This window comes from Moritella sp. JT01, assembly GCF_001574435.1.
Classification (GTDB): Bacteria; Pseudomonadota; Gammaproteobacteria; order Enterobacterales; family Moritellaceae; genus Moritella.
Window position 1 is genome coordinate 1 of sequence record NZ_LOCN01000030.1, and the last position, 21530, is coordinate 21530.

At 40.3% G+C, this 21530-nt stretch carries 24 protein-coding genes; 7 read left to right on the plus strand and 17 right to left on the minus strand.

Going from position 1 to position 21530, the window contains the following annotated elements; all coding sequences use genetic code 11:
• Nucleotides 1-44: 44 nt before the first annotated feature.
• The 11 genes from AKG98_RS19040 to trmJ form a co-directional block, all read right to left on the minus strand.
• The gene (locus tag AKG98_RS19040; RefSeq protein WP_067049733.1) at nucleotides 45-740 is read right to left on the minus strand and encodes a PEP-CTERM sorting domain-containing protein; all 696 of its coding nucleotides are present in this window, start codon (nucleotides 738-740) and stop codon (nucleotides 45-47) included.
• Nucleotides 741-1084: 344 nt separating this feature from the next.
• Nucleotides 1085-1543, minus strand: a complete 459-nt coding sequence (locus AKG98_RS19045) for a nuclear transport factor 2 family protein (RefSeq protein WP_198155570.1) — start codon at nucleotides 1541-1543, stop codon at nucleotides 1085-1087.
• A 167-nt stretch (nucleotides 1544-1710) separates the two neighbouring features.
• Nucleotides 1711-1908 (minus strand): Fe-S cluster assembly protein IscX, encoded by a 198-nt coding sequence (iscX, locus tag AKG98_RS19050; RefSeq protein WP_067049739.1) that lies wholly within the window; start codon nucleotides 1906-1908, stop codon nucleotides 1711-1713.
• Nucleotides 1909-2021: 113 nt separating this feature from the next.
• A complete protein-coding gene (gene fdx / locus AKG98_RS19055; RefSeq protein WP_067049742.1) occupies nucleotides 2022-2360 on the minus strand; it encodes an ISC system 2Fe-2S type ferredoxin in 339 nt (112 codons plus the stop codon).
• Between the two features lie 3 nt (nucleotides 2361-2363).
• On the minus strand, nucleotides 2364-4223 hold the full coding sequence (gene hscA / locus AKG98_RS19060) for a Fe-S protein assembly chaperone HscA (protein ID WP_067049745.1): 1860 nt from the start codon (nucleotides 4221-4223) through the stop codon (nucleotides 2364-2366).
• 30 nt (nucleotides 4224-4253) lie between these two features.
• A complete protein-coding gene (gene hscB, locus AKG98_RS19065) occupies nucleotides 4254-4772 on the minus strand; it encodes a co-chaperone HscB (RefSeq protein WP_067049748.1) in 519 nt (172 codons plus the stop codon).
• Nucleotides 4773-4841: 69 nt separating this feature from the next.
• Nucleotides 4842-5165 (minus strand): iron-sulfur cluster assembly protein IscA, encoded by a 324-nt coding sequence (gene iscA, locus AKG98_RS19070; protein WP_067049751.1) that lies wholly within the window; start codon nucleotides 5163-5165, stop codon nucleotides 4842-4844.
• A gap of 8 nt (nucleotides 5166-5173) precedes the next feature.
• Nucleotides 5174-5557, minus strand: a complete 384-nt coding sequence (gene iscU, locus AKG98_RS19075) for a Fe-S cluster assembly scaffold IscU (RefSeq protein ID WP_067049755.1) — start codon at nucleotides 5555-5557, stop codon at nucleotides 5174-5176.
• Nucleotides 5558-5611: 54 nt separating this feature from the next.
• Entirely contained in the window at nucleotides 5612-6826 is a 1215-nt protein-coding gene (locus tag AKG98_RS19080) for an IscS subfamily cysteine desulfurase (RefSeq protein ID WP_067049758.1), read from the minus strand.
• 93 nt (nucleotides 6827-6919) lie between these two features.
• Nucleotides 6920-7393 carry an Rrf2 family transcriptional regulator gene (locus AKG98_RS19085; RefSeq protein ID WP_083544022.1) on the minus strand — a complete coding sequence of 158 codons (474 nt, stop codon included), beginning with the start codon at nucleotides 7391-7393 and terminating at the stop codon, nucleotides 6920-6922.
• 121 nt (nucleotides 7394-7514) lie between these two features.
• Nucleotides 7515-8231, minus strand: coding sequence for a tRNA (cytosine(32)/uridine(32)-2'-O)-methyltransferase TrmJ (gene trmJ / locus AKG98_RS19090; protein WP_067049761.1), 717 nt, complete (start codon nucleotides 8229-8231; stop codon nucleotides 7515-7517).
• 296 nt (nucleotides 8232-8527) lie between these two features.
• On the opposite strand from trmJ, the gene AKG98_RS19095 reads away from it, so the two are divergent.
• The 5 genes from AKG98_RS19095 to AKG98_RS19115 all read left to right on the plus strand — a co-directional run bounded on the left by AKG98_RS19095 (nucleotide 8528) and on the right by AKG98_RS19115 (nucleotide 13717).
• The gene (locus AKG98_RS19095) at nucleotides 8528-9487 is read left to right on the plus strand and encodes a triacylglycerol lipase (RefSeq protein WP_067049764.1); all 960 of its coding nucleotides are present in this window, start codon (nucleotides 8528-8530) and stop codon (nucleotides 9485-9487) included.
• Between the two features lies 1 nt (nucleotide 9488).
• A complete protein-coding gene (locus tag AKG98_RS19100) occupies nucleotides 9489-10457 on the plus strand; it encodes a lipase secretion chaperone (protein WP_067049767.1) in 969 nt (322 codons plus the stop codon).
• A 143-nt stretch (nucleotides 10458-10600) separates the two neighbouring features.
• Nucleotides 10601-11404 (plus strand): inositol-1-monophosphatase, encoded by an 804-nt coding sequence (gene suhB, locus AKG98_RS19105; RefSeq protein ID WP_067049770.1) that lies wholly within the window; start codon nucleotides 10601-10603, stop codon nucleotides 11402-11404.
• A gap of 219 nt (nucleotides 11405-11623) precedes the next feature.
• Complete coding sequence (locus AKG98_RS19110) at nucleotides 11624-12628, plus strand: alpha/beta fold hydrolase (RefSeq protein WP_083544023.1); 1005 nt, start codon at nucleotides 11624-11626, stop codon at nucleotides 12626-12628.
• A gap of 252 nt (nucleotides 12629-12880) precedes the next feature.
• Entirely contained in the window at nucleotides 12881-13717 is an 837-nt protein-coding gene (locus AKG98_RS19115) for a patatin family protein (protein WP_067049774.1), read from the plus strand.
• 58 nt (nucleotides 13718-13775) lie between these two features.
• Here the strand turns inward: AKG98_RS19115 and AKG98_RS19120 are convergent, their stop codons facing one another.
• From AKG98_RS19120 to AKG98_RS19130, 3 genes are all read right to left on the minus strand, one after another.
• On the minus strand, nucleotides 13776-14042 hold the full coding sequence (locus AKG98_RS19120; RefSeq protein WP_369814937.1) for a DUF5062 family protein: 267 nt from the start codon (nucleotides 14040-14042) through the stop codon (nucleotides 13776-13778).
• Nucleotides 14043-14133: 91 nt separating this feature from the next.
• Nucleotides 14134-14475 carry a hypothetical protein gene (locus AKG98_RS19125; RefSeq protein WP_067049923.1) on the minus strand — a complete coding sequence of 114 codons (342 nt, stop codon included), beginning with the start codon at nucleotides 14473-14475 and terminating at the stop codon, nucleotides 14134-14136.
• 194 nt (nucleotides 14476-14669) lie between these two features.
• Nucleotides 14670-16712: an FAD-dependent oxidoreductase gene (locus tag AKG98_RS19130; RefSeq protein WP_067049777.1), complete on the minus strand. Its 2043-nt coding sequence runs from the start codon at nucleotides 16710-16712 to the stop codon at nucleotides 14670-14672.
• 192 nt (nucleotides 16713-16904) lie between these two features.
• Between AKG98_RS19130 and AKG98_RS19135 the strand changes: the two genes are divergently transcribed.
• Entirely contained in the window at nucleotides 16905-17963 is a 1059-nt protein-coding gene (locus AKG98_RS19135; RefSeq protein WP_067049781.1) for an AraC family transcriptional regulator, read from the plus strand.
• Here AKG98_RS19135 and AKG98_RS19140 read toward each other — a convergent pair.
• A complete protein-coding gene (locus AKG98_RS19140) occupies nucleotides 17944-18405 on the minus strand; it encodes a tRNA-uridine aminocarboxypropyltransferase (RefSeq protein ID WP_067049784.1) in 462 nt (153 codons plus the stop codon). The two genes, AKG98_RS19135 and AKG98_RS19140, sit on opposite strands and share 20 nt — an antisense overlap.
• 304 nt (nucleotides 18406-18709) lie before the next feature.
• Between AKG98_RS19140 and AKG98_RS19145 the strand changes: the two genes are divergently transcribed.
• Nucleotides 18710-19171: a GAF domain-containing protein gene (locus AKG98_RS19145; protein WP_067049788.1), complete on the plus strand. Its 462-nt coding sequence runs from the start codon at nucleotides 18710-18712 to the stop codon at nucleotides 19169-19171.
• Nucleotides 19172-19210: 39 nt separating this feature from the next.
• Here the strand turns inward: AKG98_RS19145 and AKG98_RS19150 are convergent, their stop codons facing one another.
• Nucleotides 19211-19795, minus strand: a complete 585-nt coding sequence (locus tag AKG98_RS19150; protein WP_067049791.1) for a flavodoxin family protein — start codon at nucleotides 19793-19795, stop codon at nucleotides 19211-19213.
• A 254-nt stretch (nucleotides 19796-20049) separates the two neighbouring features.
• Nucleotides 20050-21522, minus strand: a complete 1473-nt coding sequence (gene der, locus AKG98_RS19155) for a ribosome biogenesis GTPase Der (protein ID WP_067049794.1) — start codon at nucleotides 21520-21522, stop codon at nucleotides 20050-20052.
• Nucleotides 21523-21530 lie beyond the last annotated feature (8 nt).

Consider the following 21530-nt stretch of genomic DNA (forward strand, 5'->3'; position numbering starts at 1 on the left):
GCAATAATGACTTACATCACCGCCCTAAAGGACAGTGTTTTTCGTCAAAGGTGATAAATAGTTTTGCGTCGAAGCATTGATGCTAACCCTAATAATCCAAATCCAAATAACGATATACTGGCTGGTTCATTTACATTAATAGGGGGTGGCTCTGGATATACTTGTAATAGATCTTGGATTCCAGCGTTACGATAGACATCAACAACAACGTTATTTGTCCACGAATCTAAAGAGTTAAGATAACCTGCTGCAATATTTGCACCGCCAGGGGATGCTTGTACCAACTGAAAGTCACCAGTGTGTAAGTCGAAGCCATATGTATTGTAGTCTTCATGCACGATTTCCCAAAGTGCAATCTGGAAGGCTGCTGCTGTGCTTGCATCAGAAACACTGGCATATTTGTTTGTATAGAGGCGACCTATATATTCAGCCACTTCAGCTCCGGTTCCAAAAGGTTCTGGGTCTGTGGCAGGGTAAATAGTAAAGTCTGCTGTATCACCGATATCAATTGGCTCATCGGTCTCAAGACAAAATGCTAAAAAATCTGATTGTGTCGTATTATTGGTGAAATTAAATAATCCTGCCGATGAGAATCCATAGCTGTTGGGAGCAGTATATAGAACCGCCTCAGTCCAACCATTTTCCCAAGAGTTTAAGGTTGCAGAAATTGTAGTCGCACTTACTTGGTTAGCCGATAAAATTAGGCTGGAGGTTAAAATTAATTTATGTATCAATTTCATATTTCAATTCCTATTAAGTTATGCCATCTGTGCATATTCTATATAGGCATTTACCGTGCCATAAAAAAAAGCATTTAAATACAATGCATTAAGTTTAGGTGGTAGTTGAAACATAAAAAGTGTAAAAAAAATCGGCGCTTTAAATTAAATTTTTGAATGCTTTTCCTTGTTTTGGATTTGTATAAATTAGCTATTAATATGAACGAGTTCCATCTCATGCGGCGATGGTTCTATTGTGCTGACATTGGTTGACCTAGATGAAAACGAGCTTGATATGGGAGTGGTTCCGATCACTTCGGAACAGAAGCTGCAAAGCTTTACTACGAGGAATATAACGCTATCGTTTACCGATCACCTGAACTATGCCTTTCTAAAGGTGAGATATCTATGTATATATTAACAACTCTCACCTTGTCATCGCTGTTATAAATAAACGTATCGACAAATGGGATAGGCACTTGTTTATTATCCTTTGTGGTATACGTCACAACCCCCTCTACTGCTACATTACATTCATCTATCCAGATACGATGCAGTTTGTGGCTCATTCCGTTCACTGTTGTAAAAAAATCCTTTTGTGCTTTACGAATAGCTTCTCTACCTTCAGATGCGGGCCAATTACCAAATTTGAACGTCGAATCATCCGTTATAATCGCTTGATACGCTTCAAGATCTACGCGTGCAGTATCAATAGCTGTAAAGGTGTCATACACAGTACTTTTAATAATTTTGCACTGTTTAGCTGCTATAGCTGAAAAACTCAAAGCCGATACTAAGCAAACAATATAGAATTTTTCTATCATTATATCCTCCTTAACCTTTACACTCTCATGTTTAATTATTTTTAAGAAGTCTAGTCCATGCATCAGATTAGAACAAACGTAAACCCACTTATTCATTTTATATTCACAAGCTAAAATAAAAAAAGCCCATACTCAGCAATTACGCTAACTATGGGCTTATTCAATGTTTAATATTCATCAATCCAAGCAAGCATCACGGCTTCAAGTACTCTTTCACCACAATGATTAGGATCATCGGTAAAGTCTTCCAACCCTAATATCATCCGACGCAAGTCTGTAAACCGGACTTGCTGTGGATCTTGCTCTGGATAATTTTCAGCTAATGTAATGGCAATCTCTGTACTATCCGACCACGCTAATGCCATAAAAAACCTCCCTGAAAATATGTACAGCAACAAATAGGCTGCACCGTTACTTTCAGTTTAGTTTGCTTACGCTATTTATGCGTAGGATAAAGACACCTTAGCTTAACAATCAATTAATGACTTTCTGATACCATGTTGATTGTGTATTTAGGGATCTCGACAACTAAATCTTCATCTGCGACGATCGCTTGGCAACCTAAACGAGAGTCTGGTTCTAAACCCCATGCTTTATCTAACATGTCATCTTCAAGTTCATCACTTTCTTCTAATGAATCAAAGCCTTCACGTACAATCACATGACAAGTAGTACATGCACATGATTTCTCACAAGCATGCTCAATGATGATTTTATTGCGAAGCGCAATATCAAGGATAGTTTCACCTTTCTCAACCTCTACAGATAAACCTTCTGGACATAGTTCTTCATGAGGTAAAAATATAACTTTTGGCATTTCTTAGACCTTATCTACCGACTGACCCTGCAACGCTTTACGGATTGATGCATCCATACGACGAGCAGCAAAATCTTGTGTTAATTTATCGACTGTTTCAATTTCTTTTTCAATAGCATCTCTATCATCACTTTGGCGAGTTTGATAAAGCTTTTGCATTGCTGTTTCAATCGCATTTTGTTCTGCATCTGACAATAAAGCTTTACCATCTTGCTGCAAGGCAACAATCAGACTTTCCATGACACGGTCTGCTTCTAGCTGTTGTTCAGCTAGCATACGCGCAGTCACATCTTCTTTCGCATACGTCATTGAATCTTTAAGCATGTTAGCAACTTCATCATCACTTAAACCATACGACGGTTTAACTTGGATAGAGGCAGACACGCCCGATGATTTCTCCATCGCGGATACACTTAATAAACCGTCTGCATCAACTTGGAACGTCACACGAATATGCGCTGCACCCGCTGCCATTGGTGGAATACCAGTAAGAGAGAAGCGCGCTAATGAACGGCAATCACTTACCAATTCACGTTCGCCTTGCAACACATGGATTGTCATTGCAGTTTGACCATCTTTAAACGTGGTAAACTCTTGGGCGCGTGCGACTGGGATAGTGGTATTACGTGGAATAACTTTTTCAACGAGGTTACCCATCGTTTCAAGGCCCAATGACAACGGTGTTACGTCTAGTAATAACAGGTCTGAATCAGGTTTGTTACCGACTAATATATCGGCCTGAATCGCAGCACCAATTGCAACAACCTTATCTGGATTTATACTTGTCAGTGGCTCTTGTGCAAAGAACTCACCTACCTTTTCACGTACTAATGGTACACGTGTGGAACCGCCAACCATAACGACTTCAAGTACATCGTCTTTACTGATATCAGCATCTTTTAACGAACGACGACATGCTAATAAAGTACGTTTAACCAATGGCTGGATAAGACCTTCAAATGTTGCACGGCTTAATGTTCCTTGCCAATTAACAGCCTCTAGTGACAATGTAATATCAACAGTGTCACTATCTGTTAAAGCTTGTTTCGCCTGTTTTGCTTCTATTAGTAACAAACGCTGCATCGCTAGCGATTGCTTACCCACAAGACCAGCTTCAGTACAAATCCAGTCAACAACTAAATGATCAAAGTCATCACCACCAAGCGCAGAGTCACCGCCTGTAGCGAGCACTTCGAACACGCCTTTATGTAGACGTAAAATGGATATATCAAACGTACCGCCACCCAGATCATAAACCGCAATAATGCCTTCTTGACCGGCATCTAAACCATACGCGATCGCGGCTGCAGTTGGCTCGTTTAATAATCGTAAAACATTTAACCCTGCAATATGTGCAGCGTCTTTTGTACCTTGACGTTGTGCATCATCAAAATAGGCGGGTACAGTGATGACCACGCCATTAAGTTCACCTGCAAGTGTCTCTGTTGCACGAGCTGCTAATGCTTTTAGAATTTCTGCAGATACTTGTACTGGGTTAAGTTCACCAGCCACCGTTTTAATTAACGGTTGGCCCGATGCTGATTCAACAAGTACATTAGGAATACGTGCTGTATTAATATCAGTGAATGCTTTGCCCATCAAACGCTTTACCGAAGAAATGGTATTTTCTGGATCGGTTATCGCTTGTTGTGCGGCGTCGTCACCAACCACAACTGAATCTATAGTATAACGAACCACTGACGGTAAAATATCCCGACCACTCTTATCAACTAACGTTTCAGCACTGCCACTACGGACACTTGCCACTAATGAATTAGTTGTGCCTAGATCGATACCAACAGCAAGTTTATGCTCATGAGGTGCTGCCGCTTGTCCCGGTTCAGCAATTTGAAGTAATGCCATGTTTTAGGTTCTTAAATTTAAATTATTTGATTAGTAATCAAGTAAACTATCTTCAAGTGTACTTAATTGTGCTTGTAGTTTGTAGACAAACTTTAATTTACGCACGACATTTGCCGCGTCGTTATAATGCTCAGCGCTGATTAATTTATTAAATTCTTGCAGGTACGCTTTAATCGATAAGGTTAGTTCATCATCAAAGTCTGCAATTTCTTGTTCAGGATCAGCGGAATGTGGGATATCTTCGAGACGCTCGTGCTGTTCCATCTGCTGCATAAGAAACATTGGATCTTGCAATGTTTTTTGCTCACCACGAATATCTTCATGGCAAACGGCGAGCATATATTCTGCACGTTGAATTGGCGACTTAAGAATTGAATAAGCATCATTAACTTGCGATGATTTTTGCACCGATAATAAGCGCTCTCGCTCACTGCTATTAGCAAATTTATCAGGATGTAGTGTGCGTTGTAATTCTCGATATGTTGTTGCTAAACGGGCACTATCTAGTTCAAAATTAACGGGTAAACCAAACAGCTCAAAATGGTTCATCTGACGACCTTTAATGAATAGATTAAATAAACAAAACCCAAATAACAAGGTTATTTGGGTTTATCAATATTACACGTTGAAGCTTTCGCCGCAGCCGCATTCGCCTTTCAGGTTGGGATTGTTAAATTCAAACCCTTCATTAAGGCCTTCTTTAACGAAATCTAACTCGATCCCGTCAAGATAAACGAGGCTTTTTTTATCCACGATAACGGTAACGCCTTTTTCAACAAAAACTTCATCGTTCTCGTCAATAGCGTCAACAAACTCAAGGACATAAGCCAAGCCAGAGCAACCAGATGTTTTCACACCTAGGCGTAAACCGGCACCTTTACCACGTTTATCAAGGTAGCTGGCAACACGTGCTGCAGCTGAGTCTGATAAGGTAACAGCCATATTAGCTCCTAAGACACTCTTTTCTTTTTGTAATCATCAATTGCGGCTTTAATTGCATCTTCAGCAAGAATTGAGCAGTGAATTTTCACTGGTGGTAATTCTAGCTCTTCAGCAATTGTCATATTAGTGATTTCACCCGCTTGCTCAATGCTCTTGCCTTTTACCCATTCGGTAACTAAAGAACTTGATGCGATAGCAGAACCACAACCGTAAGTTTTGAATTTAGCATCTTCAATAATGCCTTCATCATTAATTTTAAGTTGTAACTTCATTACGTCGCCACACGCTGGTGCGCCTACCATACCAGTTGCGATTGATGGATCATTTTTATCAAATGAACCTACGTTACGTGGGTTTTCATAATGGTCGATTACTTTTTCGCTATAAGCCATGATATAACTCCTTCAAACTGAATATAAATCTTCGTGAAACACAGGGGTGAACGATTAGTGGTGATCCCACTCGATAGTACTTAAATCGATACCATCTTTAAACATCTCCCATAGAGGTGACATTTCACGTAGTTTACTGATGTTTTCTTCAATGATGCTGGTTGCATAATCCACTTCTTCTTCAGTCGTAAAACGGCCGAATGAGAAACGAATTGAACTGTGTGCCATTTCATCGTTTAGACCTAATGCACGTAGTACATAAGACGGTTCTAAACTTGCTGATGTACAAGCAGAGCCAGAAGAAACCGCAAGGTCTTTCAGTGCCATCATTAATGACTCACCTTCAACAAAGTTGAAGCTTACGTTTAAGTTACTTACGATACGTTGTTCAGCATGGCCATTTAGATATACTTCTTCGATACCTGCGATACCTGCCCAGAAACGTTTACGTAATGCTTCAGCATGGTCATGATCTTTTTGCATTTCTTCTTTAGCAATGCGGAACGCTTCACCCATACCCACGATTTGGTGAGTTGGTAATGTACCACTACGCATACCACGTTCATGACCGCCACCGTGCATTTGCGCTTCTAGGCGGATACGCGGTTTACGTTGAACGTACAATGCACCAATACCTTTAGGACCATAAATTTTATGTGCCGATACCGATAACATATCTACTTTTAGTTCAGAGAAATCGATTGGTAATTTGCCCGCACTTTGCGCAGCATCTACATGGAATAAGACTTTCTTAGAGCGACAAAGTTCACCCAATGCAGCGATATCATTAATCGCACCGATTTCGTTATTCACGTGCATGATACTAACAATGATTGTATCTTCACGGATTGCAGCTTCAAGGATTTCAACCGTAATTAGACCTTCAGGTGTTGGGTCTAAATAAGTTACTTCGTATCCTTCACGCTCAAGTTGGCGACAAGTATCCAGCACAGCTTTGTGCTCAATTTTACTTGTGATGATATGCTTGCCTTTCTTCTTATAGAAATGCGCAGCACCTTTAATCGCAAGATTGTTTGATTCAGTTGCGCCCGAAGTAATCACAACTTCTCGTGGGTCTGCATTTACTAAATCTGCAATTTGATTACGAGCAATGTCTACTGCTTCTTCAGCTTGCCAGCCGAAACGATGTGAACGAGACGCTGGGTTACCAAAAATGCCGTCCATAGTTAAGCATTGCATCATTTTTTCTGCTACACGTGGATCTACAGGCGTAGTGGCAGAATAATCCAAATAAATAGGTTTTTTCATCTAGTCATTGCTCCATACAACACCGTTAAACGCTAACGGTATTCATACTTATAATTATAATTATAATTCTATTATGTTTTTATTAAACAATTATCAAATAATATTCACATCAATTTTTTTTAACATTTGACGGTCATGATCTTGTTCGTTGACAATCTGCTTTATCTCACTATTTGCCATCAAATCAGCAAGCGATATGTTATCAAGAAAATCACTAATCCGCTCACTTAAATCATCCCAAAGTGAATGCGTTAAACAGCGTTTTCCATCATTACAACCACCCGAAGAATCACACCTAGTCGCTTTTACATTCTCATCAACTGCTTCAATAATCATGCCGACAGAAATCAGCCCAGGTAACATGCCTAACTTATAGCCACCACCGGGTCCTCGAGCACTTGCTACCAGTTTCTTTCGACGTAATCGAGAGAATAACTGTTCCAAATACGACAGGGAAATACTTTGTCGTTCAGATATTTCAGCCAGTGGTACAGGTTTCATTTCTGCGTGCAATGCAAGATCAATCATAGCTGTAACGGCGTAACGTCCTTTCGATGTCAATCGCATAGCAACCTCTAAAACTGTTATTTAAGACTATGGTTACATACCCGACTGAAATGGTCAAGTATATACCTGAGTAATTTACTCAGGTATTGCATCTTAGCCATTAACAACTTGATATCTAATGTTATTTCTTCAGGTTACGCTGAATAGAAACGAGTGCACCACGCAAGATGTTTAGCTCAACAGCTTCTGGACGAGCACGCGTGAAGAGTCGACGTAAACGATTCATTACGATTCCAGGATGGGCTTTATTAATAAAACCAGTATCCCATAATGTCTCTTCAAGATGAGTATGGAACATTTCCAGTTCTGCTTGCTTTGGATATGGGTTTTCTTGTTCTGGATAGGTGTTGGTAGCAAGATATGCCATACGTGTTTCGTACGTTAAGATCTGTACTGCCATGGCTAAATTTAATGAGCTGTATTCAGGGTTTGCAGAAACACATACATGATAAGTACATTTTTGTAGTTCATCATTGGTCAAGCCAATACGCTCACGACCAAACACTAATGCAACAGGGTAATTCGGCACTTCTTCAATCAGCTTTAAACCCGCTTCACGCGAATCAAGCATTGGCCACTGCAATGTACGTGAACGTGCACTTGTGCCAATCACAAGGCCACACTCAGCAACAGCGTCTTCTAAGGTATCGACGATGATTGCATTTTCTAATACATCTGCAGCTCCAGCAGCTAATGCTACTGATTTTTCATCAATTTCACATAAAGGTGCAACTAATACCAATTGCGTGAAGCCCATTGTTTTCATTGCACGAGCTGCCGAACCAATATTACCAGGATGAGATGTACCGACTAATACAACTTTTACGTTTGCTAACATAATTAATGAATACCTACAAAGATGCATAATAGAAAAAAGGCCATTTAAACTACGAGTTTAAAACAGTGGTTAGACTATTACTGGAGTTGTTAATTTACTGGTCGCGGATTCTATCATAGTAAACAAGGTATATCTTGTCCCAATACCAATACCTCCCCTGCTTATTCTCATCTATTTTTACTTTTACTTTGACTTACATCTCTTTTTTACATACCCCCTATTGAATATGACATTCCGTCACGTAATAATAAAACACAATGATTTCATATAACTAAAGTTAATCTAAGGATGGAAAAATGAAACGATTAATGATGATCGCAATAATGCTATCGACAACATTTCTCAATTATGCAAATGCTACAAATTATACAGAAACCAAATATCCAATTGTACTCGTACATGGTTTTTTAGGCTTTGATGACATTCAAGGTTATGACTATTTTTACAAAATAGCGCAAAAGCTAAGACAAGATGGTGCCACAGTTTTTACCGCACAAATATCTTCAACCAATACAACCGAAATTAGAGGCGAGCAGCTTTTACAACAAGTTAAACAATTTTTGGCTCTGAGTGGAGCAAGTAAAGTGAATCTTATCGGACACAGTCATGGCGGTCCAACGTCTCGCTATGTTGCGTCAGTTGCGCCAGAACTCGTGGCTTCAGTTACAAGTATTGGTGGTGTGAACAAGGGGTCCAAAGTCGCTGATTTATTCTATAGCGTTGCGCCTGATGGCACTTTGATTAATACTGCTGGTGCAACTATTATCGGCTACATATCAAAAATAGCGCAATTCTTATCCGGTGGTTCATCACTTCCTGTTGACCCAGTAGGCGCTTTAAAAGCATTAACGACATATAAATCGCTTGCGTTTAATAAAAAATATCCAGAAGGTGTGCCTACCACAGCATGTGGTGAAGGTGACCCTGTAGTCATAAGTACAGTGAATAATGTACAGCACAAAGTGTACTATTATTCTTGGACTGGAAACAGATTAGTAACGAGTCCTAAAGATGCCCTAATTGATGTACCGCTAAAGGCTGTAAGTTTACTCGCTTTTGGTTCGTCATGGCTCGGTGGTGAAGACAATGATGGCATGGTCGGCGTTTGTAGCACTCACTTAGGTAAAGTGATTGGTACTTATCGAATGAACCATGTTGATGAAATCAATCAGGTGCTTGGCCATACAGCATTATTCCTCTCTGTTCCAAGTCTGTACCGTCAACATGCAAACCGCTTAAAACTACAAGGTTTATAGAATGAAAAAGGCTACACTAGTAATCACAGTTATCGCAGCGGCTGCTAGTGTAGCCTATCTAACATTGAATGATAAACCGATAAATAAACAGGCTGTAAAGGCTATTAAGTTAGCCACTCATTCAGCAGTAATAGTACAAAATAATAAGATCACAGAAGTAGCAATCAAGCATAAAAAAACGATGCCATTAGCCGTCCGCGTCGATAGCTCACCGATTCAAGCGTCATCTCAGCAAGACACAGAGATTGACCAAACATCATTACGAGATATGTTTGACTATTTTCTATCTGGTTTTGATGAAACAGAAATGGATATTGAACAATTAAAAGCGAACGTCAAAAGATTCATAACAAACAACCCAGAGCGATATAGCACAGCAGATTATGATTTATTCGAACGTTTTCTGTTATATAAACAATCTTTACTTTCGATAGATGTAAACCAAGACCCTAATATTGATGATTTAGAACGTCTTGATAGTGAATTACGGGATAAACAATTAGCCCTATTTAGCACAGCAGAACAAAAGTTACTTTTTAATAACGAGAATTTACATCGGCAAGTCACCATCAAAAAACTCTATTTAAAATCTATTGCGGTATCTCAAGAAGACTATCGCTACCAGCTTAAAGAAGAGTTGTCCAACTTCCCAGAAGAAATTAGTCGAGTTTATCAAGATGATCTTGTGACATCAGAACTAAATCAAATAGCAAACTATGACGACGAACAACAGCGATATATAGCTTATGAAGCGATAGGGCCAGAGGTTGCAGTTAGAATGACAGAACTTGAACATCAAGAAACAGCGCTAGATAACAAGATAAAGTCATACTTAACTCAGAGAAGGCAAATTATGAACGATGATAGTCATTTAAATAAAGAAGCCCGCATAGATGACTTAAGATATGCACTCTTTAATACAGCTGAACAAAAACGCATAAGATCCCTAGAATATATCGACGATCTATAATGTGTTTATTACCACCAGTCGATACGAAAACCGAGTAAAGTAGCATTAATGAAATAAGACAAAATAACTTTTGAACATTTTAACAAAGTTGGGTATAATCCGCGCCCTAATTCCCGTTCTTTCAAAAATTTGGTGGTAATAGTATGCATCCGATGCTAACAATCGCGATCCGTGCTGCGCGTGACGCAGGCAATGTAATCGTAAAAGCTTATGGCGATCCTGGTAAAACTAAGGTTGAGCAAAAAGGCACAAATGATTTTGTGACTAACGTAGAAAAAGAAGCTGAAGCAGCTATTATCGCTACAATTAAAAAAGCTTACCCTGAGCATACGATCATCGCAAAAGAAAGCGGTGCGACTACTGGTGCAGATACAGACTACCAGTGGATCATTGACCCACTAAACGGTCATATTAACTTTATCAAAGGTATTCCACACTTCGCAGTATCTGTTGCTTTACACGTTAAAGGTAAAGCTGAAGTTGCTGTTATCTTTGATGCTATCGGTGATGAAATTTTCTCTGCTTGTCGTGGTAAAGGCGCTCAATTAAACGGTTTCCGTTTACGTGCTGGTTCTGCTAAAGATTTATCTGGTACTGTTTTAGCGACAGGCTTCCCACACAGCATGAAGCATCAGCAAGATACTTACATGAACATCTTCGGCGCATTATTCACTGAATGTGCTGATATCCGTGCATCTGGTTGTCCTGCACTTAACCTTGCTTACCTAGCAGCTGGTCGTATCGACGGTTTATGGAGCATGGGTCAAAAGCCTTGGGAAACTGCAGCGGGTAACTTAATCGCTACTGAATCAGGCGCTATCGTCACTGATTTCGCTGGCGGCCATGACTTCTTCAAGTCTGGTAACTCAGTTGCTGCATCACCACGTGTACTTAAAGATATGCTTGCTAAGATCCGTCCTAATCTGACTGAATCTTTAGCTAAATAATATTGGCGGTAACGCGCTACATTATTAAGTAAAAATCAAGAAAAAAAGGCCCAGTACTTGCTATAAGTACTGGGCCTTTTTTAATTTTAAATCACGACACTACATAATGACACTTAGTGATAAAATTAGGCATTAGTTTAAAATAAACTCGTTTATGATTAATCACTTTGTTCATTTTTTTGCACAAGCAACCTGAATTTCAAGGATGAAACAGTGATAATGATAAAATTTAAACGACCTAAAATATTACCGCTAGCAGTGGCCTTAACCGTTACCGCAAGCCTTAGCTTAACCGGCTGTACCAGTATGCAGCAGGCAGTCGCCGCGAGTCCAAGTGTGAGTAGCGTTTGGGGGGTTGGCGAAATGCCGATAGAAGATCTCAATGCTTTGTACGCCAACGAGCAGTCACAATGGATGGATGTTAATGGAATGCGCATTCATTACCGTGACGAAGGCAATCCTAATGGTCAACCGATTGTATTAATACACGGTATTTTATCATCACTGCATACTTGGAAGGAATGGAATAAAGGCTTAGCAGATAAGTACCGGATCATCAGCCTTGATATGCCAGGCTTTGGTTTAACTGGTGGTCCAGAAAATCCAGACGACTTCTCTGAAGCGCTATTACACTCATCTTTTGAGCAATTTATTGCCCAATTGAAACTCGATGACTTTATTCTGGTAGGCAATTCCCTCGGCGGTTATGTTTCTGCTTATTATGCAGCGAACTATCCTGATAAAATAAAAAAACTTATCCTTATTGATCCTGCTGGCGCGCCACAGGATCTGCCGTTTATTTTAAGCTTTGCCAGTATGCCCGGTATCAATGCACTGGTAGCCAATGTGTTTCCTCCTTTCATTATCGCAATGGGAGTTAAGGACGTATACGGTGATCAAGATCTAATCACCAAAGAAAATATGGACCGTTATATTCATCTCTCTTTGCGTCCAGGAGCTAAACAAGCCTACGCCAATACGATTGCCATGTTAAATGAAAAGAATAATAAACAATCTCCGTTAGACTTTGAATCGATTACGGCACCGACTCTATTAATGTGGGGTCACAAAGACATTTGGGTACCACAAAAACTCAGCGAGCAATGGTTAGCAAACATCCCAGGATCAAGCTTAATTACTTATCCAAACGCTGGTCATGTACCTATGGAAGAGATCCCACAACAAACACTTAATGATGCATTAGCTTTCATTAATTCAAAATAATTCGGTTATTCAATAATACGTGGTTATTAACGCTTTTTTCATGGGTTATTAACCGCGTAGCTCCTCATTATTAGTCTCGCTATTCTAGTTTTTGTCACCGTATCATCATCCCTGCTTAATTTAGCTGTCACAGTACTGTTCAATACTTATCAACGATAAAATATTTATCAAATAACACAAATACTACAAATACTACAAATATTGGTATTTACTCTAGGCTTGTTAAAGCAAGCGCAATATATCGAGGTTGCTATGATAAAAACAGCACTTGTTGTAGAAGGTGGCGGTATGCGTAGCGTATTTACCGCAGGAGTGTTAGATACCTTTTTAGATCAAGGCTATGACCCCTTTGATCTGTTTATTGGTAGTTCAGCAGGGACGCTAAACCTCTCCGCGTTTATCGCAGGACAAAAAAAATATTCAGTTAGACTCATTAATCATCTTGCTAAATCAACGACTTTTGTCAATTGGACTCGCTTTTTAAAAGGCGGAAATGCCATGGAACTTAGAGAATTACATGATTTATTAGCATTCCATGATCCAATAGACCTAAACAAAGCGAAACAACGGCTAAACTCACGTCCATTTGTCATCACCAGTTGTGATAGATCAAAAGGTGAAGCAAGTTATCAAATAGCGGACCCCAGCCAATGGTTCCAACAAATCATCGCGTCATGCGCGCTACCTATCGTTTTTCGTCCCGGAGTAAAACTTGGAGATGACATCCACATTGATGGTGGCTTAGTTGATCCTATACCGGTAAAAAAGGCGGTCGACTTAGGTGCCAATAATATTATTGTGATAAGGACCAGAACTCGACGTTGGGTAGAAAAACTATCCGTTTTAGAACGCCTACTTACGTTCTGGGTTAGACACGATACAGTACTCACCAAATTGCTTGATAATTACAGCAAAGAATACAACAGTACTTGCGAATTTATGCGTAATCCACCAGCAGGTATCAATATTATCGAAATAGCGCCTGATGAAGAACTGCAAACGCCCACGTTAACACGTCAAGTTAGCACACTAGAGGGCGATTATAGCGCAGGTATTAAAGCCGCGACGTTATTCTTACAACATCATTAAGCACCAATAAAAATGGGCTGAACACGTTATATCACGTATTCAGCCCAACATTGCATTATTATTCGCTGGTAAGTAAAGGGTGGTCAGCTGGTAATTTTCGAGATATCCAAATGGCTAATTTATGTTTAATATTGAGAGTGGTTTCTTGATCTTTAGCCAAAGGCTGCATCAGTTTATCAAACACTAAGGCTTTATAGATATATTGCGCTTTAACGTCTTCTGGATCTGTCGTTGTAAATGTACTACCGCGTTGCTGTAGGTACTGAGTACCTAATGCGATCGCAGCTTTAAATAATTTTTTTTCATTTTTCAGTTTGGCCATCATTTCCTCTTCACATCACAGACAGCTAATCTCGCTGAGTACACACTGTTATAGCACGATTAAGAAAAAATAAATGTGAAATTTAAATTATAAATCAGGTTTTAATTGACTGATATTTTTCAGAATCAATGACATGATGTGCTTCCATCGCGTAAATATCATTATATTCATGTTCAATTAACAAACCAAAGTTAGCAGAAAGCAAACCGATATCCTGCAATGATAGATCTTCGAGGGACCAGACGGGTGTTGCATAATCACAAATATAATAACCTTGTAATTGCGCACTCGGGTTTTCAACGATCATGAGGCGATCAATGGCATAACACTCATCAATACCTGCAACAGACAAGCAAACATTATCAGCCATGAGTAAGACACTGAATGTCACCTTAGAATCTGGCAGTTCTAATAAATAACAGAGTTTTTTAGGCATTGTTACACTCATCATAAAAGTTAAATTCCATTTTAAAGAGTAGAACAAATTTTAACTATGGCACTCATATTTAGTTAATTCGTTCTATTTTTATCATTTATCATATATAACAGCCATTTTATCCTGCAACAATAAAACGCTCAACGGATAATACCCGCTGAGTTTTTTATTAATATAAACCTTATTTCTTCACTTTAAATCATTGCAGCTAACTCAGAACCTTGCTTTATCGCGCGCTTAGCATCTAACTCAGCGGCCACATCCGCGCCACCAATCAAGTGTACTTGTTGCTTCGCGGCGACTAACTGCGCCTGTAGTTCTCGTAATGGGTCTTGCCCAGCACATACAATAATATGATCAACATTCAATACCTGAGGTTCACCAGCAACCTGAATATGTAGGCCCTGATCATCCACTTTAATGTACTCAACACTATTCATCATGACCACCTTCTTACTCGCAAGACCGGCTCTATGCACCCAACCAGAGGTTTTACCTAACCCAGCACCAACCTTGCTGGCTTTGCGTTGTAATAAATAAATTTCACGTGCCGCAGCCGGTTTTTCAGCAGCCATTAAACCACCGCGATTTTGCATCGTTAAATCAACCCCCCACTCACGCATGAAGGTATCAATATCCTGACTGGCTGCAGGCGCTGTTGATTGATGATCATGGGCAAGGTATTCCGCTACATCAAAACCAATACCACCAGCACCAATAATGGCAACCTTACTCCCTACCGATTTTTTATCTCGTAGCACATCGAGGTAAGACAATACTTTGCTATGGCTAATACCTTCAATAGCTGGTGTACGTGGCGCAATACCTGTCGCTAATACAACATCATCAAAACCGTTAGCGATAAGCTCATCTGCTGAAACACGCTTATTCAACATGATTTCTACGCCAAGCTTCGTCGTCATCGTTGTGAAGTAACGTAATGTCTCATAAAACTCTTCTTTACCCGGTACTTGCTTGGCTACATTAAACTGCCCACCCAGTTCAGACTTATCATCAAAAATAGTAACCTTGTGCCCACGTTGAGCTGCTACGGTTGCAAACGCTAATCCTGCAGGACCAGCACCGACCACTGCAATTCGCTTGCTCACCGGTGATTTCACATAATTTAATTCCGTTTCACGACAAGCCCGTGGGTTAACCAAACAAGAGGTTAATTTCATACTAAAGGTATGATCTAGACATGCTTGATTACAGCCAATACAAGTATTGATCTCATCACTCTTACCTGCCGCTGCTTTATTCACAAACTCAGGGTCGGCTAAAAATGGGCGCGCCATCGACACCATGTCTGCATGACCTTGCTCAAGCACTGACTCTGCGATCTCGGGGGTGTTAATGCGGTTTGTTGTGATCAAAGGGATTGATACTTCCCCTTTTAATTTTGCGGTCACTTTTGTAAATGCCGCTCTTGGTACTTTAGTAACGATCGTTGGTACACGTGCTTCATGCCAACCGATACCTGTATTAATGATGGTTGCCCCCGCTTTCTCAATGGCTTTTGCCAGCGCCACGACTTCTTGCCATGAGCTGCCTTTTTCAATGAGATCCAACATAGACAAACGATAAATAATAATAAAGTCAGTGCCGACCTTTTCGCGTACCTGTCTTACAATTTCAACGGGGAAACGGATACGGTTTTCGAAACTGCCACCCCATTCATCGTCACGTTGATTCGTGTGTTCAACAATAAACTGGTTAATTAAATAACCTTCCGAACCCATGATTTCAACACCATCATAATTCGCTGATTGCGCAAGTCCGGCACAGTGAACAAATGCAGCGACCTGTTGATATACTTCTTCAGTTGTTAGCGCACGTGGACGCGCTGGGTTAATTGGAGCTTGGATTGCTGATGGCGCGACAGGTTGCTTGCTATACGCATAACGACCAGCATGCAAAATCTGCATGCAAATTTTACCACCCGCGTCATGCACCGCAGCGGTTACTTCTTTATGCGCTTCAGCTTCTTCAACGGTATCCATTTTAGAGCCGCCTTGAAACACAGCGCCTTCAGGATTAGGTCCAATACCGCCAGTCACAATCAGGCCAACACCACCTGCTGCACGTTCGGCAAAATAAGCTGCCATACGGGTAAAACCATTGCTAACTTCCTCAAGTCCTGTATGCATGGAACCCATTAATACGCGGTTTTTCAATTGGGTAAAACCCAGATCGAGTGGTGTTAATAAATTTGGATAATTATTTTGTGCTGACATAGTTCACCCCATTGCTTTGGCTATTTGGTTCAGAGTTTATTATTTTTATTTTATTAAAAATTTATTCGTTCTTATTTTGTTAAAAGTAGCGTTAAAGCACGACGGATACAATGCTCATGATATACAATTAATTATCTTTAGTTAGCAAAGATGAATTCTTGACTAGCATGTGTGATGACGGATATAGATTCAATGACGGAAGCAATAAATTCAAAAGTAAGCTTAGGGGATATTTCGGTTAATTTTTTGCAACAAATGAGTTTAACCAGTAATAAGCTCAGTTGCGATATCAATCCTATTTTAGCCAAATACAATGTCTCCATCGCACAACTCAGTGCCCATCATGGTCGCTTATCTATTCCAAAATATATGCGTATAGGTTTTGAGTTAATGCAACAAACGGGGCGCGAAGACCTAGGTTTACTGATGGGCGAAAATGTCTGCTTTCAACATTACGGTATGCTGGGGTTTGCCTGTATGTCTGCCATTAATATTAGCACCATGGCACAAGTACTCGCCCAATATGAAAGTTTGTTAAGTCAAAATGTACGGGGTCATTCAACGTTTATCACAACGCCAGAGCCGACACTCACCTTTTATTCGATTGCCCCTTATAACCCCTATAATTATTTTGTGGTGGATTCTGTTTTGGCAAGCTGGTTCACCTTACTAACCTCTCGAACCATTCACTTAACCCAGCCTGTTAATATTATAAAAGCAGTGCATATTGAATACCCAGAACCAAAGAACAGCGAACGCTATCACGCATTTTTCCAATGCCCAGTTATTTTTGATTCCACATTTAATGGCTTAGTATTGAATAGTCAGCATATCAAAACACCATTACCCGATGCTTGTATGAGCAGTTATCTGCAAGCCCAGCAGTTATGCCAAAATGAGCTACAACAACTGCAACAAAATCAGGATTGGCAAACGAAGGTTATCGAAAAAGTCAGTCATAACTTGGTGGGTAACATGCCCGACATTAATCAAGTAGCGGCACTGCTAGGGACATCAGCCTGGACGTTAAGACGCCGCTTATACAAAGAAAATACTAACTATCAAGGTATCATGGATAAAACAAGAAAAGGTCTGGCATTGAGTTATGTCCGTGATACCCAACTTACCTTCAGTGAAATATCATATTTATTGGGCTTTGCCACACCGGCTGCATTTTATAAAGCCTTTCGACGTTGGACAGAGAGTACACCAAAGAATTACCGACAAGCGTTTATAAACAAGCGCGAATAAATGCCTTAAATTCTAATCTTAGTTGCTCCGCTTCTAGTTCGCGTTGCTGCAGGCGTAGCAGCTCGATCACACATTCAACGGTACTTAACCCGCCGTCAACTTGATTAGCGCGTAAAATAAACTCAGATGCTTGTGGCGCGGTTAAGGTGACCTTAGGTAAATCTTTTAAATAGTCACTGCGACTATACATTTTCCGGGCTTCTTGCCAGGTGCTATCCAGCAATACCAAACTATCAAAATCACTTATTTCATGTTCGCCTTCTGCGTCTGGTGCCAAAATTGCCACCCGGCCGGACTTGATCGCCGTTAACAATTTATTATCGGGTTCTTTACGACGCCAAGGCACAACACTTGTTTCATCGGGGAGAAACTGTTTAACTAATTTGCCGGTATTACTGCGGCGCGAGAACTCTCTCTCGTGGGTAACAAGGTATATATGCATGAATTTCTAACTTCAATCGATGAAACAGGATAAATACTAAATAAGAGGTAAAGTAACCGCTATCATTATACTCTACAGTAGGTATCAACTAAGCTGTAAATATGACGAGGATCTACTATGTTCGCATTTAGTAAACACATTATCAGTAAATTACGCTATATCTTATCACTGTTTTTTAGTCCTAACGAACCCGCTAAATCCAATATGATTTTTATGACAATATAATCATCAGCTAAGATACACATTATTATCATCGATAAGGTGTACCTTCTATTTTCATCTTATCTATTCATAAAGGGAATACATGTCTAAAACCCAACTTTATCAGCGTCTAGCCCAGCAAGCAGACGCTTTAATGGCTGAAGAAACAAACTTAATTGCCAACTTAGCTAACCTAAGTGCTTTATTATTCATGGAGCTGGAAGATATTAATTGGGCGGGTTTTTATCTTTACGAAAATGACGAGTTAGTATTAGGTCCTTTCCAAGGTCTACCTGCTTGTATTCGTATTCCGGTTGGCCGAGGTGTTTGCGGTACAGCTGCAAGTACATTACAGACACAACTAGTAACGGATGTGCATGACTTCCCAGGCCATATTTCCTGTGATGCCGCCAGCAACTCAGAAATAGTGGTACCGATTGTTGTTAACGATAAGTTGATCGGAGTGCTGGATATAGACAGTCCAAGCATTGGTCGTTTTGATAATGATGACTTAATGGGGGCAGAACTACTTGTTAGCCAACTCGTTAAGCGTTTAACAGCCTAAAACGACGATGATTCACCGTCGATATTAATGAGTAAATAATTATAACGATAAGGCCTGTAATTCATAGGCACAGGTCTTTGTTATGATCGCAATACGACGGCCTAAGTATTTCGCGGTATCCAGATCACTGCGGTGTACTTCCCCTTCAGGATTATGACCAACAACACCTAACTGACATCCTAGACGATTTAGCCCCACGCTATTATAACCACCCGCAATATCGAGCCCAATCCATAACATGCCATGCTGACTGGCTAATGTCGCCATATATTGAACTGTGTTTGCCTGATCGCCGTTAAGGCAACTACCGACGGTAAAACCACCAGCAAATTTATTACGCCATTGCTGGCTATCCCAGCGCTCACTTGTCGCATCGGCAAACGCTTTAAACTGACCTGCAACACCGCCCATATAAGTTGGTGAACCAAATATAATGGCATCGGCATTATCCAGTAAACACATCAACTCATCATTATCAAAGCGGCCTTCAAACATGTCCCAAGTTTGTACCGGGCATTCAATGACTTTAACATCTTCAACGGTGTTAATACCTGAGATCACTTCTCGAGCCAGCGCCTGAGTTGAACCTGACGCCGAAAAATACACGACTGCAACGATGGTCAAACAAAACCTCTCACGCTATCCATAATCATGAACCTATATCCCTATTTACATCTAACACTACTAATAGTGTAGTGCTGCACTGAATATCTGCTGCATAAATACAGACATTCAGTTAATCACAAATAGTATCAGTCTTTGCGCTAAGGTATACAATTAAACACCGCAAATATGATTTAAATATTCCTGTTACTGATTTTCAAGCATAAAAAAAGGCCTGTAAAAACAGACCTTTCTATCAATAACAACTTACGCTATTATTTTTTACTCTTATAGTGCGACATCATGCGGCGACGTTTTTTCTGTTGCGATAATGATAAGCTATTTTTCTTATCTGCAAACGGATTATCACTGTCACGGAATTCAACCTTAATCGGTGTACCCATGATTTTTAATGAACGACGGAAGTAGTTGATCAAATAACGGCGATATGAATTCGCTAATTTTGTTACTTGATTACCATGCACAACAATCAATGGTGGATTATAGCCACCCGCGTGCGCATAACGTAGCTTAACACGACGACCAGCATGCATTGGCGGCTGATGATCATCCACAGCCATACGTACAATACGCGTTAACATAGACGTTGATACACGTTTAGTTGATGAATCAAATGCTTCTGTAATCGATTCAAATAAGTGACCGACACCAGTACCGTGTAATGCAGAGATAAAGTGAATACGTGCAAAGTCAATAAAGCCTAAACGACGATCCAGTTCAGATTTAATACGATCTTTCACGTCAGTATCTAAACCATCCCACTTATTCACCGCAATCACAATTGAGCGACCAGAGTTAATTGCAAAGCCTAACAAAGTTAGATCTTGTGCTGTTACACCAGTACGTGCATCAAATACCATTAATACAACGTTCGCATCATCAATTGCTTGTAATGCTTTAACAATCGAGAACTTCTCAACCGCTTCATTAATATTTTTACGACGACGTACACCAGCAGTATCGATAAGCATGTAGTTACGACCGTCACGCTCCATCGGAATATAGATACTGTCACGGGTGGTTCCCGGCATATCGTAAACAACAACACGCTCTTCACCTAAAATACGGTTAACCAACGTTGATTTACCAACGTTAGGACAACCAATCATGGCTAGTTTGATTGGTAAACGCGCATAATCTTCTGCAGTTTGCTCATCTTCCTCTTCCTCTGGTAATAACTCACCATTTACAAAAGGGTCTGCGTCAGAGAATTCTTCCTCATCTTCAGCATCAGCAACGTGAACGTGTGCTAATGCTTCTTCAATAAGAATATTAGTACCACGACCTTGCGATGCAGCAATTTGGTAGATATCACCAAGTGCAAGCGCATAGAATTCAGCAACAGCAACATCGCCATCAAGGCCATCGACTTTGTTGGCAACAAGAAATACTTTTTTCTCTTGCTTACGTAAATGTTCGGCAATTGCTTGATCAGCTACCATTAGGCCTGCTCGAGCATCTACCATAAATAATACGGCATCAGCTTCTTCGATCGCAAGTAACGACTGATCAGCCATTTTTGCATCAATCCCTTCTTCATCGCCATTAATACCGCCGGTATCAACAACAATGAACTCACGACCAGCTAAGTTAGCTTGTCCATATTTACGGTCACGAGTTAACCCTGGGAAATCGGCAACAAGTGCGTCCCGGGTACGAGTTAAGCGGTTGAACAATGTTGATTTACCAACATTAGGGCGTCCAACCAATGCAATTACAGGGGTCATATATAACC

What these genes read in the sequence shown, in the direction of transcription:
- AKG98_RS19145 (WP_067049788.1), top strand. Translation starts at nt 18,710, where the DNA reads ATGTCTAAAACCCAACTTTATCAGCGTCTAGCCCAGCAAGCAGACGCT.
- AKG98_RS19045 (WP_198155570.1), bottom strand. Translation starts at nt 1,543, where the DNA reads ATGATAGAAAAATTCTATATTGTTTGCTTAGTATCGGCTTTGAGTTTT.
- iscU (WP_067049755.1), bottom strand. Translation starts at nt 5,557, where the DNA reads ATGGCTTATAGCGAAAAAGTAATCGACCATTATGAAAACCCACGTAAC.
- iscX (WP_067049739.1), bottom strand. Translation starts at nt 1,908, where the DNA reads ATGGCATTAGCGTGGTCGGATAGTACAGAGATTGCCATTACATTAGCT.
- AKG98_RS19135 (WP_067049781.1), top strand. Translation starts at nt 16,905, where the DNA reads ATGACGGAAGCAATAAATTCAAAAGTAAGCTTAGGGGATATTTCGGTT.
- AKG98_RS19130 (WP_067049777.1), bottom strand. Translation starts at nt 16,712, where the DNA reads ATGTCAGCACAAAATAATTATCCAAATTTATTAACACCACTCGATCTG.
- AKG98_RS19110 (WP_083544023.1), top strand. Translation starts at nt 11,624, where the DNA reads ATGATAAAATTTAAACGACCTAAAATATTACCGCTAGCAGTGGCCTTA.
- AKG98_RS19120 (WP_369814937.1), bottom strand. Translation starts at nt 14,042, where the DNA reads ATGATGGCCAAACTGAAAAATGAAAAAAAATTATTTAAAGCTGCGATC.
- AKG98_RS19100 (WP_067049767.1), top strand. Translation starts at nt 9,489, where the DNA reads ATGAAAAAGGCTACACTAGTAATCACAGTTATCGCAGCGGCTGCTAGT.
- AKG98_RS19125 (WP_067049923.1), bottom strand. Translation starts at nt 14,475, where the DNA reads ATGCCTAAAAAACTCTGTTATTTATTAGAACTGCCAGATTCTAAGGTG.
- trmJ (WP_067049761.1), bottom strand. Translation starts at nt 8,231, where the DNA reads ATGTTAGCAAACGTAAAAGTTGTATTAGTCGGTACATCTCATCCTGGT.
- hscB (WP_067049748.1), bottom strand. Translation starts at nt 4,772, where the DNA reads ATGAACCATTTTGAGCTGTTTGGTTTACCCGTTAATTTTGAACTAGAT.
- AKG98_RS19085 (WP_083544022.1), bottom strand. Translation starts at nt 7,393, where the DNA reads ATGCGATTGACATCGAAAGGACGTTACGCCGTTACAGCTATGATTGAT.
- AKG98_RS19115 (WP_067049774.1), top strand. Translation starts at nt 12,881, where the DNA reads ATGATAAAAACAGCACTTGTTGTAGAAGGTGGCGGTATGCGTAGCGTA.
- hscA (WP_067049745.1), bottom strand. Translation starts at nt 4,223, where the DNA reads ATGGCATTACTTCAAATTGCTGAACCGGGACAAGCGGCAGCACCTCAT.
- AKG98_RS19140 (WP_067049784.1), bottom strand. Translation starts at nt 18,405, where the DNA reads ATGCATATATACCTTGTTACCCACGAGAGAGAGTTCTCGCGCCGCAGT.
- AKG98_RS19040 (WP_067049733.1), bottom strand. Translation starts at nt 740, where the DNA reads ATGAAATTGATACATAAATTAATTTTAACCTCCAGCCTAATTTTATCG.
- AKG98_RS19095 (WP_067049764.1), top strand. Translation starts at nt 8,528, where the DNA reads ATGAAACGATTAATGATGATCGCAATAATGCTATCGACAACATTTCTC.
- fdx (WP_067049742.1), bottom strand. Translation starts at nt 2,360, where the DNA reads ATGCCAAAAGTTATATTTTTACCTCATGAAGAACTATGTCCAGAAGGT.
- iscA (WP_067049751.1), bottom strand. Translation starts at nt 5,165, where the DNA reads ATGGCTGTTACCTTATCAGACTCAGCTGCAGCACGTGTTGCCAGCTAC.
- suhB (WP_067049770.1), top strand. Translation starts at nt 10,601, where the DNA reads ATGCATCCGATGCTAACAATCGCGATCCGTGCTGCGCGTGACGCAGGC.
- der (WP_067049794.1), bottom strand. Translation starts at nt 21,522, where the DNA reads ATGACCCCTGTAATTGCATTGGTTGGACGCCCTAATGTTGGTAAATCA.
- AKG98_RS19080 (WP_067049758.1), bottom strand. Translation starts at nt 6,826, where the DNA reads ATGAAAAAACCTATTTATTTGGATTATTCTGCCACTACGCCTGTAGAT.